Origin of the sequence: Pseudomonas sp. p1(2021b) (assembly GCF_020151015.1) — a bacterium.
GTDB classification, from domain to species: domain Bacteria; phylum Pseudomonadota; class Gammaproteobacteria; order Pseudomonadales; family Pseudomonadaceae; genus Aquipseudomonas; species Aquipseudomonas putida_K.
This window is the reverse complement of record NZ_CP083746.1, coordinates 4,005,352-4,018,011: the sequence shown is the minus strand read 5'-3', so window position 1 is coordinate 4,018,011 and position 12,660 is coordinate 4,005,352. Positions and strand designations below refer to the sequence as shown.

The 12,660-nt window shown below is 61.8% G+C and carries 14 protein-coding genes and 2 pseudogenes; 11 read left to right on the top strand and 5 right to left on the bottom strand.

The window, feature by feature from the left end; translation table 11 throughout:
- Positions 1-3: 3 nt before the first annotated feature.
- From K8374_RS18735 to K8374_RS26540, 5 genes and pseudogenes are all read left to right on the top strand, one after another.
- The gene (locus K8374_RS18735) at positions 4-339 is read left to right on the top strand and encodes a hypothetical protein (protein ID WP_224456736.1); all 336 of its coding nucleotides are present in this window, start codon (positions 4-6) and stop codon (positions 337-339) included.
- Positions 340-538: 199 nt separating this feature from the next.
- Positions 539-997: pseudogene (locus tag K8374_RS26340) on the top strand (hypothetical protein); the annotation flags it as partial.
- 123 nt (positions 998-1,120) lie between these two features.
- Positions 1,121-1,468, top strand: a complete 348-nt coding sequence (locus K8374_RS18725; protein ID WP_224456735.1) for a hypothetical protein — start codon at positions 1,121-1,123, stop codon at positions 1,466-1,468.
- A 42-nt stretch (positions 1,469-1,510) separates the two neighbouring features.
- On the top strand, positions 1,511-2,053 hold the full coding sequence (locus K8374_RS18720; RefSeq protein WP_224456734.1) for an imm11 family protein: 543 nt from the start codon (positions 1,511-1,513) through the stop codon (positions 2,051-2,053).
- Positions 2,054-2,164: 111 nt separating this feature from the next.
- A pseudogene (locus tag K8374_RS26540) lies at positions 2,165-2,526 on the top strand (hypothetical protein); the annotation flags it as partial.
- A 32-nt stretch (positions 2,527-2,558) separates the two neighbouring features.
- Here the strand turns inward: K8374_RS26540 and K8374_RS18710 are convergent.
- Entirely contained in the window at positions 2,559-3,101 is a 543-nt protein-coding gene (locus K8374_RS18710; protein ID WP_224456733.1) for a murein L,D-transpeptidase family protein, read from the bottom strand.
- 19 nt (positions 3,102-3,120) lie between these two features.
- Positions 3,121-3,675, bottom strand: a complete 555-nt coding sequence (locus K8374_RS18705; protein WP_224456732.1) for an NUDIX hydrolase — start codon at positions 3,673-3,675, stop codon at positions 3,121-3,123.
- 133 nt (positions 3,676-3,808) lie between these two features.
- Here K8374_RS18705 and K8374_RS18700 point away from each other — a divergent pair, with 133 nt between their 5' ends.
- The 5 genes from K8374_RS18700 (at position 3,809) to purT (ending at position 7,137) form a co-directional block, all read left to right on the top strand.
- Positions 3,809-4,408 carry a CoA pyrophosphatase gene (locus tag K8374_RS18700; RefSeq protein WP_084856746.1) on the top strand — a complete coding sequence of 200 codons (600 nt, stop codon included), beginning with the start codon at positions 3,809-3,811 and terminating at the stop codon, positions 4,406-4,408.
- A 41-nt stretch (positions 4,409-4,449) separates the two neighbouring features.
- Positions 4,450-4,974, top strand: a complete 525-nt coding sequence (locus K8374_RS18695) for a gamma carbonic anhydrase family protein (protein ID WP_084856748.1) — start codon at positions 4,450-4,452, stop codon at positions 4,972-4,974.
- Entirely contained in the window at positions 4,967-5,167 is a 201-nt protein-coding gene (locus K8374_RS18690) for a DUF1289 domain-containing protein (protein WP_196144551.1), read from the top strand. Before K8374_RS18695 ends, K8374_RS18690 begins: the two co-directional genes overlap by 8 nt.
- A 182-nt stretch (positions 5,168-5,349) precedes the next feature.
- Positions 5,350-5,817 carry a VUT family protein gene (locus K8374_RS18685; protein ID WP_224456731.1) on the top strand — a complete coding sequence of 156 codons (468 nt, stop codon included), beginning with the start codon at positions 5,350-5,352 and terminating at the stop codon, positions 5,815-5,817.
- A 138-nt stretch (positions 5,818-5,955) separates the two neighbouring features.
- Positions 5,956-7,137 carry a formate-dependent phosphoribosylglycinamide formyltransferase gene (purT, locus tag K8374_RS18680; protein WP_224456730.1) on the top strand — a complete coding sequence of 394 codons (1,182 nt, stop codon included), beginning with the start codon at positions 5,956-5,958 and terminating at the stop codon, positions 7,135-7,137.
- Between the two features lie 72 nt (positions 7,138-7,209).
- On the opposite strand, the gene K8374_RS18675 is transcribed toward purT, so the two are convergent.
- From K8374_RS18675 to K8374_RS18665, 3 genes are all read right to left on the bottom strand, one after another.
- Positions 7,210-8,511: an MFS transporter gene (locus K8374_RS18675; RefSeq protein ID WP_224456729.1), complete on the bottom strand. Its 1,302-nt coding sequence runs from the start codon at positions 8,509-8,511 to the stop codon at positions 7,210-7,212.
- A gap of 257 nt (positions 8,512-8,768) precedes the next feature.
- Positions 8,769-9,971, bottom strand: coding sequence for a transporter associated domain-containing protein (locus tag K8374_RS18670; protein ID WP_224456728.1), 1,203 nt, complete (start codon positions 9,969-9,971; stop codon positions 8,769-8,771).
- Between the two features lie 9 nt (positions 9,972-9,980).
- Complete coding sequence (locus tag K8374_RS18665) at positions 9,981-10,790, bottom strand: inner membrane protein YpjD (RefSeq protein WP_224456727.1); 810 nt, start codon at positions 10,788-10,790, stop codon at positions 9,981-9,983.
- Between the two features lie 307 nt (positions 10,791-11,097).
- On the opposite strand from K8374_RS18665, the gene ffh reads away from it, so the two are divergent.
- Positions 11,098-12,474, top strand: coding sequence for a signal recognition particle protein (gene ffh, locus K8374_RS18660; RefSeq protein ID WP_043212452.1), 1,377 nt, complete (start codon positions 11,098-11,100; stop codon positions 12,472-12,474).
- The last annotated feature ends 186 nt before the right edge of the window (positions 12,475-12,660 follow it).

Genomic DNA, 12,660 nt, shown 5'->3' with positions numbered 1-12,660 from the left:
GTCATGTTATTGAAGGATAAGTTTTATGCTCTTTCAGAGCTAATCGAGCATGTTAAGGTTTTTGCAGAGCAAGATGATGACTTTTGTCTTTATGGTCAGAATCAAGATCACCTAGATTTAAAGGTGCAATATTTTGTGGCGGATTATCCAAGCGTTAAAGACGATAAGGAGATCTATCCAGAGTCCGTAAAAAAAGCAGGGCTGAGTTATCTCTATGCGGGGCAGCAACTTGTTGATGTTGTAACGTTGTTGGCGGAGCAAAAGCCTGATGCATCGTATGATGACTACGTCAAGGCCTTAAATTATTATCAAGATAATGATGAATTTATCGATTTGTGATTTTTTACTTTTAATCTCTTCACATGAGTCGGCGCTTTGAACGGTAGAAGGTAAAATGTGCGAGGCAAATTAGCCTCGCACAGACATACGTAGGTTGTATTCCCAGCCTGCAAGCCAATCGATATTTAAAATTCAGACTTATGGACTGAGGCGTAAGTCTCAGTCCTATTGGTAGCGTGTCCGACGGCACCCTGACCGAGGCTGCCACTACCGCTGGGAAACCATTGGCGACAAGCCGCGCGTGGTCGAGCACTGGACCAGCGACGGTGAGCACTACTATTTCCGCTACGACCTGAGCGCCCGCACCAGTTGGGCCACCGACGTGCTCGGTCGCGAGCTGGAAGTGCAGTACAACGCCGACCATCGCGTGGTTGCCAGCCGGGACTATGGTGGCGAGCGCTATGCCATCGAGCTGGACGAGCAGGACAACATGGTCGGCCTGGGCCTGCCGGACGGCCGCAAGGTCAACCATCTGTACTACGGCAGCGGGCACCTGCACCAACTGAACCTGGACGGCCAGGTGATTAGCGACATGGAGCGTGATGACCTGCACCGCGAGGTGTACCGGACCCAGGGCAAGCTCACCAGTTGCTTCGGTTATGACGCCATGGGGCGCAAGGCCTGGCAGTTCGCGTCGAGCTTGCTAGCGCACGAGATGTGCTGGCGCGTGACATAAGAGAGTTGCGGCGTGTTTATCCTGATGTGCCAAATCAGAAGCTACAAGAATTGATAGCCATGAATAAATCTATGTATCCAGAGATGCAAAAATAAGGGTTGGTATATGAATGGTAAGAAATTTGTGGATGCCATTTACTACGAATTATTCAAAAAAAATTTTTTGCAGTATAAGGAGTCTCTTCAGAAACCAGTTAACAATGATAAAGACTCATATGCTCGAGCGCGAAATTCCCTGGCGCTGCTTAGTGATTCTCAGAGAATGGATGTAATAGATTTCTTTAAGGTTATTATTGCGGATAGCGCTTCTGTACTATTGGGAATACTGGACGGAGTGCACTTCCCAGATGATCTGGAAGGCGATTTTATACTGAGTATGGATGGCGAGGAAATTCAGGGTGACTTGCAGGATCTTTTTATTGAAAAAGCTCAAGAGGAAGGGGTTTACGACTGACTTAAGATCTGGGGGAGATTGGAAAGATATTTCTGGATGGTTATGAGATATTACTCTGTAGCTCAGGATAGTAAATTTAAAACTTTAATTGGAGAAGATAGCAGTCTTTCATTGCATGCTGCCGCGCAGCAATATACCTTTGGCAATGATGTCGAATCTTTGTTTGCAAACCAATATGAGCTGGAGTTTAATTCTGATGATAAGAACAAGAAAGACGCCTCGGATATATTTACTTTATTTAAGCCTGTGCTCATTGTGACGTCCAAGGCCAAAATTTTATTCCGCTCCGTGGCTCCCAGTTCTATTGAGGATGTAAGTGTCTTGTCCCCAAATTCAGATCATTCTGGAATTTTGGTTCACACGGTTTTGGATGGCGCGATTAATAGAGAGCTCTCGGAGTTTGATGAATACCCCAATGGTTTGGTTGTTTATAGGGTTGTACTGAATGCTCTTGCGGTGCAAGGTTTTGATGTTTTTCGGGTGGCTGAAAGTCCGCTTTCCATTTTTGTGTCTGATAAATTCGTTGGTGCGGCCAAGGATAGCGGGTTGAAGGGTTTGGATTTAAGGGAGATTAGAGTGGTTTGATAGTATTTCTACGTGAAGTTTCGTAGTAAATTGCTCCTTAAAAACAAAATTAAGAAGAGCTGAGCTGCGGGCCTCACTCTCTGCAGGAAAGACCCTGGCGCTACCCGCTCGCTGCAACGCATCGAGAACGCCCTCGGCCACTTCCTGCATTTCACCCGTACACCCGAAGACAGGCTGACCGACATCAACGCTACTGGCGGCACGCGGGTGCATCTGCACTACGACAACCCGCTGGGCCGGCTGACCGATATCAAGCGTGTGGTGAACAACGAAGCGGTCGAGACCCTCACCCAGTACCGTTACACATGGTCGGCCTGGGCCTGCCGGACGGCAACAAACTCGCCTTCAAGCACGACGAGTTCGCCCGCCTGCTCGAGGAAACCGACCCGCTGGGCCGCAAGATCGCCTACGAGTATCACCACCTGACCACCCTGGTGACCCAGGTCAGCTACCCGGACGGCAGCACCTGGCAGAAGCTTCTTACAGAATTGGTGAAGTGTAGGAATCAGGGACGAATCTCGATCAAGGTCCCGTCCTTGACCATGCTCCAGACTTCCTGCATGTCCGCATTGCGCATGGCGATGCAGCCTTCGGTCCAGTCCAGGGTGTGGAAGTACCACTCCGGGTATTCCTCGTCGATGGGCGTACCGTGGATCATGATCATGCCGCCAGGGTTGACGCCTTCACGGCGGGCGCGGGCGGCATCGCTGATATTGGGGTAGGAGATGTGCATGGCCAGGTTGAAGCGGTCGCTGACCTTGCGCCAGTCCAGCCAGTAGAGGCCTTCGGGGGTGCGGTTGTCGCCCTCGCGCTCCTTGGTGCCCTTGGGTTGCTTGCCCAGGGAGATGCGGTAGGTCTTGAGCGGCTCGCCACGGCTGATCAGTTGCAGGCGGCGCTCGGACTTGAGCACCAGTACCTTGTCGACCAACGGTTGACGGGTGACCGAGGACTGCGCGGCGTCCTGCGGCTTGCGGATGATGGTCTCGGTGAACGCAGCCTGGGACACCGACGTAACGCAAAGGCAGAAAAGGGCGAGCAACCAGCGCATGAAACCGTATCCCTGAAAACTAGGTGATGGACGACGAGACATTCATCGGGGGCAGGTACTCATGGCCTACCGGGTAGGACTGCCCGATGCGGTCGCGATAATAGCATTCTAGTGTGCGTGCCACGGTGCGGAAAGCCAGCTCGCCCCATGGAATTTCATGTTCTTCGAACAAGCGCACTTCCAGGCTCTCGATTCCGACGGCGAAATCCAGGTCGGCCAGTTCGGCGCGGAAGAACACATGCACCTGGTCGATGTGCGGCAGGTCGAACAACTGGTACAGGCTCATGTGCCCGACCCGGGCGCAGGCTTCCTCCACGGTTTCGCGACGGGCGGCTTGCTCGAGGGTCTCGCCATTCTCCATGAAACCGGCGGGCAGGGTCCAGAACCCACGGCGCGGTTCGATCGCACGGCGACACAGCAAGACCTGGGTGCCATGGGTGGGCAAAACGCCAGCCACGATATTGGGGTTCTGGTAATGGATGGTCTGGCAATGATCGCAGACGTAGCGGGGGCGGCTGTCGCCCTCGGGGATCCGCTGTATCACTGGCTGGCCGCACGCGCTGCAGAATTTCATGCTTTTCTTCCTTTGAGGTACGGCTATCTTGGCGTGCCCGCCACCGTGACCGCAAGCTGCCATCCGGCGGGGCTTGGGTGCGTTGCGGCTTTGGTGCATCATGCAGGGCAGGCCTTGCAATCGAGAGTGTGTAATGCTGGATGAGCTCCTTCGCCGTATGAGCAACCATACCCCCGCGTCACTGGAAACGGACCGTCGTTTCCCCGAAGCGGCGGTTCTCTTGCCCATCACCCGTAGCGAAGAGCCCGAGTTGGTGCTGACCCTGCGGGCCAAGGGCCTTTCCACCCACGGCGGCGAAGTGGCCTTCCCCGGTGGGCGGCGAGACCCGGAAGATCCTGACCTGGTGTTTACCGCCCTGCGCGAAGCCGAGGAGGAAATCGGTCTGCCGCCGGGCCTGGTGGAGGTGGTTGGCCCACTCAGCCCGCTGATCTCCCTGCATGGCCTGAAGGTGACGCCGTTCGTCGGTGTGGTGCCGGATTTCGTCGAGTACCGGGCCAATGATGCAGAGATCGCGGCCGTGTTCACCGTGCCGCTGGCATTCTTCCGCCAGGACCCGCGCGAGCATACCCATCGTATCGATTACCAGGGCCGCAGCTGGTACGTGCCTGCCTACCGCTATGGCGAATACAAGATCTGGGGGCTGTCGGCGATCATGATCGTCGAGCTGGTCAACGTGCTGTTCGATGCCGGTATCGACCTGCACCATCCCCCCGAGCGCTTTATCCCGATCTGATCGGGCATCCCGCCAAGGCCTTGAACCGTGAGGAGCGAGACATGAAATACCGCCTGGGCGACCTGCGGGTCGAAACCCATCCCACCAGCTGGGCCGCGCCCAATGCCACCTTGATCGGCAAGGTCCGCCTGCAGGCCGGGGCCAGCGTCTGGTTCGGTGCGGTGCTGCGCGGCGACAACGAGCTGATCGACATCGGCGAAGGCAGCAATGTCCAGGATGGCACGGTGATGCATACCGACATGGGCTCGCCGCTGACCCTCGGCAAGGGCGTCACTGTCGGCCACAACGCCATGCTCCATGGCTGCACGGTGGGCGACCACAGCCTGGTCGGCATCAATGCGGTGATCCTCAACGGGGCGCGTATCGGCAAGCACTGCATCATCGGTGCCAACGCATTGATCCCGGAAGGCAAGGAGATTCCCGACGGCTCGCTGGTGATGGGGTCTCCGGGCAAGGTGGTACGCGAGCTGACCGAGGCGCAGAAGCGCATGCTCGAAGCCAGCGCCGCCCATTACGTGCAGAACGCCGAACGCTATGCCCGTGACCTGGTGCCGCAGGATGACTGACGTGGCTGATCGTGAGCGGCCGGTCGCCTCGCCGTGCGTAAATGTCTGCGCGCTGGATGAGCAGGATATCTGCGTGGGCTGCCAGCGTACGGTGGCCGAGATCACCCGCTGGTCGCGCATGGACAACCAGGAGCGCCGGCAGGTGCTGGTGCTGTGCCATGAGCGGGCGGTGGCGGCTGGGTTGGTCATCTGAGAGCCATGGTGTTCATGCGGTCCAATCGCGGGACAAGCCCGCTCCCACAGGTACGATGCATGCCACGAGGTCGTTCGGGACCTGTGGGAGCGGGCTTGTCCCGCGATGGCTCCGGCGCAGGCAGGGGCTGCAGTTGACTTTGAAATCAAGTATTCTGTGCCGCTTGCCCAACGCGTGATCCCATGTTCTATCTCATCGCCTACATCAGCAGCGTAGTGCTGATCAACTACGCCTTCTCCAGTGCGCCGCACCTGGATGTGATCTGGTCCGCCTGGGGTGGGCTGGTGTTCATCCTGCGTGACATGGTGCAAACCCGCTATGGCCATGGCGCGCTGTTGGCCATGCTGGCGGCCCTGGTGCTGTCCTACGTCACTTCGGAGCCGGCCATCGCGCTGGCCAGCGCCACCGCGTTCTTCATCTCCGAGTTGATCGACTGGCTGGTGTTCAGCGTTACCCGCCGGCCGCTGCGCGACCGCCTGTGGCTGAGCTCGGCGATGAGCATCCCGGTGGACACCTTCATTTTCTTCGGCATGATCGGTGCCCTGACCCCAGCGGTGATCGGCACGGCGCTGGCCTCGAAGTTCGCCGGCGTCACCGCCGTGTGGTTGGCCATGGCCTGGCGGGCACGCCGCACGGCCGTGGTGGGTTGAGGCAGGCGCGCCCTTCTTTGGCGACACCAGGTCGCTCCCACAACAGCCCCAACGGGCGTTGCCAGGTGTAGAATACCGGTCCTTTTTCAGCGGGCGGCAGCCAGCGTGGCGCGGCCCCGACGCCTTCGAGGACCTGAAATGACCCGTATCGGAACCCCATTGTCGCCCACCGCGACCCGTGTACTGCTGTGTGGCTGCGGCGAGCTGGGCAAGGAAGTGGTGATCGAGCTGCAGCGCCTGGGTGTCGAGGTGATCGCCGTGGACCGCTACGCCAATGCACCGGCCATGCAGGTCGCGCATCGCAGCCACGTCATCAACATGCTCGATGGCGCTGCCCTGCGCGCGGTGATCGAGGCTGAAAAGCCGCACTACATCGTGCCGGAAATCGAGGCCATCGCCACCGCCACCCTGGTGGAACTGGAGAATGAAGGCTTCAACGTGGTGCCCACCGCCCGTGCCACGCAACTGACCATGAACCGTGAGGGCATCCGGCGCCTGGCGGCCGAGGAGCTGGACCTGCCGACCTCGCCCTATCACTTTGCCGATACCTTCGAAGACTACGCCAAGGCGGTCGCGGACCTGGGCTACCCGTGCGTGGTCAAGCCGGTGATGAGTTCCTCGGGCAAGGGCCAGAGCCTGCTGCGCAGCGAAGCCGACCTGCACCAGGCCTGGGACTACGCCCAGGAAGGCGGCCGTGCCGGCAAGGGCCGGGTGATCATCGAAGGCTTCATCGATTTCGAATACGAGATCACCTTGCTGACCGTGCGCCATGTGGGCGGCACCACCTTCCTGGCACCGGTCGGGCATCGCCAGGAGAAGGGCGACTACCAGGAGTCCTGGCAGCCCCAGGCCATGAGCCCTAAGGCGCTGGCCGAGTCCCAGCGGGTCGCCCAGGCGGTCACCGATGCCCTGGGCGGGCGTGGCCTGTTCGGCGTAGAGCTGTTCGTCAAGGGTGACCAGGTATGGTTCAGCGAGGTCTCGCCGCGCCCGCACGACACGGGCCTGGTGACGCTGATCTCCCAGGATCTGTCGCAGTTCGCCCTGCATGCCCGCGCGATCCTCGGCCTGCCAATCCCGGTGGTGCGCCAGTTCGGCCCGTCGGCCTCGGCCGTGATCCTGCCGCAGGGCAAGTCGCAGCAGACCTCGTTCGCCAACCTGGGCGCAGCGTTGAGCGAGCCGGATACCGCGATCCGCCTGTTCGGCAAGCCGGAAATCGACGGCCAGCGCCGCATGGGCGTGTGCCTGGCCCGCGACGAGTCGATCGAGGCTGCTCGGGCCAAGGCGACCCGTGCGTCGCAGGCGGTCAAGGTCGAGTTCTGATACCTGCCGCTCCCTCGATCCCTGTAGGAGCGGCCTTGTGCCGCGAAAGGGCCGCAACGCGGCCCCAGCCGTTCAAAGTTCCGCGTGACGGGTCTCTTTCAAGCACAGCACGGCAATCAGGCTGATCACAGCCGCCGCCGAGACGTAGCCGCCCACCCAGCTCAACCCACCCATGCTCACCAGCTTCTGGGCGAAGAACGGAGCCGCCGAGGCGCCGACGATGCCGCCCAGGTTGTAGGCCGCCGAGGCGCCGGTGTAGCGCACGTGGGTCGGGAACAGTTCAGGCAGCAAGGCGCCCATCGGGGCGAAGGTCACGCCCATCAGGAACAGCTCGATGGCCAGGAACAGCGCCACGCCCGTGGTCGAACCCGAGGTCAGCAGTGGCTCCATGGTGAACCCCGATGCCACCGCCAGCAGTGCGCCGACGATCAGCACCGGCTTGCGCCCGTAGCGGTCGCTCAACCAGGCCGACAAGGGCGTGGCCAGGGCCATGAAGACCACGGCGAAGCACAGCATGCCCAGGAAGCTCTGGCGGGTGTAGCCCAGGGTCGAGACCCCGTAGCTCAGGGAAAACACCGTGGAGATGTAGAACAGCGCATAGCACACCACCATCGCCAGGGCGCCCAGCAGGGTCGGCAGCCAGTACTTGGCGAACAGGTCGACCACCGGCAGTTTCACCCGCTCATGACGCGCCACGGCTTTGGCGAACACCGGGCTTTCCTCGAGCTTCAGGCGCACGTACAGGCCCACCACCACCAGCGCGGCGCTGAGCAGGAACGGAATGCGCCAGCCCCATTCGCGGAACTGTTCGTCGCTGAGCACCAGGGCCAAGCCCAGGAACAGGCCGTTGGCGGCCAGGAAGCCGATCGAAGGGCCCAATTGCGGGAACATGCCGAACCAGGCCCGCTTGCCTTCGGGCGCGTTCTCGGTGGCCAGCAGCGCCGCGCCGCCCCATTCGCCGCCCAGCCCCAGGCCTTGGCCGAAGCGCAACAGGCAGAGCAGTACCGGTGCCCAGATACCGATGCTGTCATAGCCCGGCAACACGCCGATCAGTGTGGTGGACACGCCCATCAGCAACAGCGAGGCGACCAGGGTCGACTTGCGCCCGATGCGGTCGCCGAAATGGCCGAACAGCGCCGAGCCCAGCGGGCGGGCGAGGAAGGCGATGCCGAAGGTGATGAAGGCCGCGAGCATCTGCGCGGTGCCCGAGCCCGACGGGAAGAACACCGGGCCGATCACCAGGGCTGCGGCCGTGGCATAAACGTAGAAGTCGTAGAATTCGATGGCGGTGCCGATGAAGCTGGCGGTGGCCACCCGCGCAGGCGAGTTGACCGGAGTTGCCGGGGTATCGGCATAGGTACTGCTGGTTGTCATCGTGTAGGTCCCTGACAGTCGATTGCTCCTCGTGGGCGGTTCGTGCCCTGCCGGGCAGGCAGGGGCGCACGGGCGCCGGAGCGAATAGTGGTGAGTCGCCCGACTGACGATAGCCCAGGGGGTAGGGAGGGGGAGCGGGCTGTTCTGGGTGGTGAAGCAGGACCGCGGGGCGTGTCAGTGGAGCGGACTGGCCGTAGGACGCCGGGTGCGGGTAGCGGGCGGGACGGCAGGGCTGGGTAAGCGTGACCCGAGTATAGCTATCGGGTCACGGTCCACACCAGTACCTTGCTGGCGCAATTGTCCTCTGTTTCGAGGATTTCCAGGCGATAGCGGCCGATCTTCAGGCAGACGGCGCTTTCCGGGATGCTTTCCAGGGCTTCGGTGACCAGGCCGTTGAGGGTCTTCGGGCCGCCGTCGCAGGGCAGGTGCCAGCCGAGGCTGCGGTTGATCTCGCGCAGCGAGGCGGTGCCTTCGATCACGTAGCGGCCATCGTCCAGGGGGTGGACGTGGGGGTTGTCGAGGGACTGTTCGTCCTCGAACTCGCCGACGATCTCCTCGAGGATGTCCTCCAGGGTGACGATCCCCAGCACTTCGCCGTATTCGTCGACCACCACGCCCAGGCGCCGCTGCTGCTTGTGGAAGTTCAGCAGCTGCATCTGCAGCGGCGTGCTCTCGGGTACGAAATAAGGCTCGTAGCAGGCGGCCCGCAACGCCTCGCGGGTCAGTTCGGCGTGGGGTAGCAGGTGGCTGATCTGCTTGGTGTTGAGGATGGCTTCGACCTGGTTGATATCGCTGTGATAGACCGGCAGGCGGGTATGGCGGCTGACGATCAGTTGCTCGATGATCTGCTCGATCGGCTCGTCCAGGTTGATGCCGTCCACTTCGTTGCGCGGCACCAGGATGTCGTTGACGGTGATCTTGTCCAGCGATTGCAGGCCTTCTAGCAGGCCCGCCCGAGGGGCCTCGAAGGGTTCGGCGTCGTCGAAGTCGTCGTGCTCCTCCGGGTGCAGGGCAACCGCCGTGGGCGGGGTGCGAAACGGCCGCAGAAGCAGCTTGGCGCAGCCATCGAGCAGGCAGGCCAGCGGTTGCAATAGCACCAGTGGCCAGCGCAACAGGGCGCCGAGGGCGACGAAGGCCTGCGGGTTGCGCCGGGCCATGCGTCGTGGCAAGTATTCGCCCAGGACCAGCAAGGTGCAGGTGGCCGCCAGGCCGGCCAGCCAGAAGCCATGCTCACCGTTGTAGCGCTGCCCGGCCAGGCAGGCCAGGCCGAGCACCAGCAGCTTGCCCAGGCTCGCACACAGCACCACGGCCTGGGCCGGCAGGGCGGGTTCGGCGCTTTCAGCGGGGCGCTGGTGGCCGTTGAGCAGTTGGCGGGCCGCGTCGACCGCGGTGAACAGCGCCGACCACAGCAGGGCCAGTGCCAAGGTGCCGAGTAGCGGTGCGTACGGCAGGGTGTTCATGGGCGGCCGTCAGATATGCAGGATGAATTCACGTACCAGCTTGCTGCCGAAATAGGCCAGCATCAGCAGGCAGAAACCGGCGAGGGTCCAGCGGATCGCCTTGTGGCCACGCCAGCCCAGGCGGGTGCGGCCCCACAGCAACAAGCCGAACACCACCCAGGCGATGCAGGACAGCAAGGTCTTGTGCACCAGGTGCTGGGCGAACAGGTTCTCCAGGAACAGCCAGCCGGACACCAGCGACAGCGAAAGCAGGCCCCAGCCCGCCCAGAGGAAGCCGAACAGCAGGCTTTCCATGGTTTGCAGGGGCGGGAAGTTGCGGATCAGCCCGGAGGGGTGCTTGTGCTTGAGCTGGTGGTCCTGCAGCAGCAGCAACAGGGCCTGGAACACGGCGATGGTGAACAGGCCATAGGCCAGGATCGACAGCAGGATGTGCGCCAGGATTCCCGGCTCCTCGTTGACCAGCGGCACGGTGCCGGGCGGTGCGAACTGGGCCAGCAGGGCGGTGATGGCGCCGAGCGGGAACAGCAGTATCAGCAGGTTTTCCACCGGGATGCGCAGGCAGGCCAGCAGGGTCAGGCCGATCACCGCCACGGCGATCAGGCTGGCGGCGCTGAAGAAGTCCAGGCTCAGGCCCAGCGGGGTGATCAACTGGAAGAACAGGGCGCCGCCCTGGGCGAGCACCGCCAGGGCGCCGAGCAGGCCGAGCAGGCGTTTATCGGCCTTGCGGCCCTGGGCGAGGTAGGCGCCCTGGTAGATGGCCGCGGCTATATAAAGGCCGGCGGCGATCAGGTTGGGGATGAGGCTGGGAGAGGAGACCATAAGTCCTGGTTGGCGAGCCTTAAAGAGACGGAGTGTGGCATAGATCGCCGCTGCCAAGGAAGACCGGCAGGCCCCATCGCCGGCAAGCCGGCCCCCACTTGTCCTGCGCTGTTTTCAGAGACACCGCCATACCTGTGGGAGATGGCTTGCCGGCGATGGGGGCACCGACCATCCAGATCCGGTGGTGCCAAGGTGTGCGCCGTCGCCGCTCTTCGCTATAATCGCCGCCTTGCTGTGCCCAGCGCGTGTACCTATTCACCTGGGCGCCTGAAAAACCTCGGCTTCACTAGGGCCTGAAAGGATCACCATGTTCGAAAACCTGACCGACCGCCTGTCACAGACGCTGCGCCATGTCACCGGCAAGGCCAAGCTGACCGAAGACAACATCAAGGACACGCTGCGCGAAGTGCGCATGGCCCTGCTCGAGGCCGACGTCGCCCTGCCGGTGGTCAAGGATTTCGTCAACAGCGTCAAGGAGCGTGCGGTCGGCACCGAGGTGTCGCGCAGCCTGACCCCGGGCCAGGCGTTCGTGAAGATCGTCCAGGCCGAACTCGAAGGCCTGATGGGCGCCGCCAACGAAGACCTGGCGCTCAATGCCGCTCCGCCCGCCGTGGTGCTGATGGCCGGCCTGCAGGGCGCGGGCAAGACCACCACCGCCGGCAAGCTGGCGCGCTTCCTTAAAGAGCGCAAGAAAAAGAGCGTGATGGTGGTCTCGGCCGACGTCTACCGCCCGGCGGCGATCAAGCAGCTGGAAACCCTGGCCAATGACATCGGCGTGACCTTCTTCCCGTCCGACATCAGCCAGAAGCCCGTGGCCATCGCCGAGGCGGCGATCCGCGAGGCCAAGCTCAAGTACATCGACGTGGTGATCGTCGATACCGCCGGCCGTCTGCACATCGACGCCGATATGATGGACGAGATCAAGGCCCTGCACGCCGCGGTCAAGCCGGTTGAGACCCTGTTCGTGGTCGATGCCATGACCGGCCAGGACGCCGCCAACACCGCCAAGGCCTTCGGCGACGCGCTGCCATTGACCGGCGTGGTGCTGACCAAGGTCGACGGCGACGCCCGTGGCGGTGCCGCGCTGTCGGTGCGCGCCATCACCGGCAAGCCGATCAAGTTCATCGGTATGGGCGAGAAGACCGAGGCTCTGGAGCCGTTCCATCCGGACCGTATCGCCTCGCGTATCCTCGGCATGGGCGACGTGCTCAGCCTGATCGAGCAGGCCGAGCAGAATATCGACAAGGCCAAGGCCGACAAGCTCGCCAAGAAGCTCAAGAAGGGCAAGGGCTTCGACCTCGAGGACTTCCGCGACCAGCTGCAGCAGATGAAGAACATGGGCGGCCTGGGCGGCCTGATGGACAAGCTGCCGAGCATCGGCGGGGTCAACCTGTCGCAGATGGGCAATGCCCAGGGCGCGGCCGAGAAGCAGTTCAAGCAGATGGAGGCGATCATCGACTCGATGACGCCGGCCGAACGCCGCGACCCGGAAATCATCAGCGGCTCGCGCAAACGCCGCATCGCCCTCGGCTCCGGCACCCAGGTGCAGGATGTCGGCCGGCTGATCAAGCAGCACAAGCAAATGCAGAAGATGATGAAGAAATTCTCCGCCAAAGGCGGAATGGCCAAGATGATGCGTGGCCTGGGCGGGATGCTGCCGGGTGGCGGCATGCCGAAGCTGTAACGTCATTCAGGGTGGCTGCCTTTGATCGGGCAGCTATCTGGAACCCCCGCCTTGGCGGGAACGATGTCGCGAAATCCGCGGCTTAACCGGCAGATCTGAACGGCGCGGCAGGCCCTCGCCGAAAAAGGCATTTGCAAATGTCCGTGTATTCCCCGAGAATATGCGGCCTTTTGGGCACCCTGTGCC

Bases quoted from the DNA above. Each gene is read 5' to 3' on its own strand.
- K8374_RS18735 (WP_224456736.1), top strand. From the start codon at position 4: ATGTTATTGAAGGATAAGTTTTATGCTCTTTCAGAGCTAATCGAGCAT.
- K8374_RS18725 (WP_224456735.1), top strand. From the start codon at position 1,121: ATGAATGGTAAGAAATTTGTGGATGCCATTTACTACGAATTATTCAAA.
- K8374_RS18720 (WP_224456734.1), top strand. From the start codon at position 1,511: ATGAGATATTACTCTGTAGCTCAGGATAGTAAATTTAAAACTTTAATT.
- K8374_RS18710 (WP_224456733.1), bottom strand. From the start codon at position 3,101: ATGCGCTGGTTGCTCGCCCTTTTCTGCCTTTGCGTTACGTCGGTGTCC.
- K8374_RS18705 (WP_224456732.1), bottom strand. From the start codon at position 3,675: ATGAAATTCTGCAGCGCGTGCGGCCAGCCAGTGATACAGCGGATCCCC.
- K8374_RS18700 (WP_084856746.1), top strand. From the start codon at position 3,809: ATGCTGGATGAGCTCCTTCGCCGTATGAGCAACCATACCCCCGCGTCA.
- K8374_RS18695 (WP_084856748.1), top strand. From the start codon at position 4,450: ATGAAATACCGCCTGGGCGACCTGCGGGTCGAAACCCATCCCACCAGC.
- K8374_RS18690 (WP_196144551.1), top strand. From the start codon at position 4,967: ATGACTGACGTGGCTGATCGTGAGCGGCCGGTCGCCTCGCCGTGCGTA.
- K8374_RS18685 (WP_224456731.1), top strand. From the start codon at position 5,350: ATGTTCTATCTCATCGCCTACATCAGCAGCGTAGTGCTGATCAACTAC.
- purT (WP_224456730.1), top strand. From the start codon at position 5,956: ATGACCCGTATCGGAACCCCATTGTCGCCCACCGCGACCCGTGTACTG.
- K8374_RS18675 (WP_224456729.1), bottom strand. From the start codon at position 8,511: ATGACAACCAGCAGTACCTATGCCGATACCCCGGCAACTCCGGTCAAC.
- K8374_RS18670 (WP_224456728.1), bottom strand. From the start codon at position 9,971: ATGAACACCCTGCCGTACGCACCGCTACTCGGCACCTTGGCACTGGCC.
- K8374_RS18665 (WP_224456727.1), bottom strand. From the start codon at position 10,790: ATGGTCTCCTCTCCCAGCCTCATCCCCAACCTGATCGCCGCCGGCCTT.
- ffh (WP_043212452.1), top strand. From the start codon at position 11,098: ATGTTCGAAAACCTGACCGACCGCCTGTCACAGACGCTGCGCCATGTC.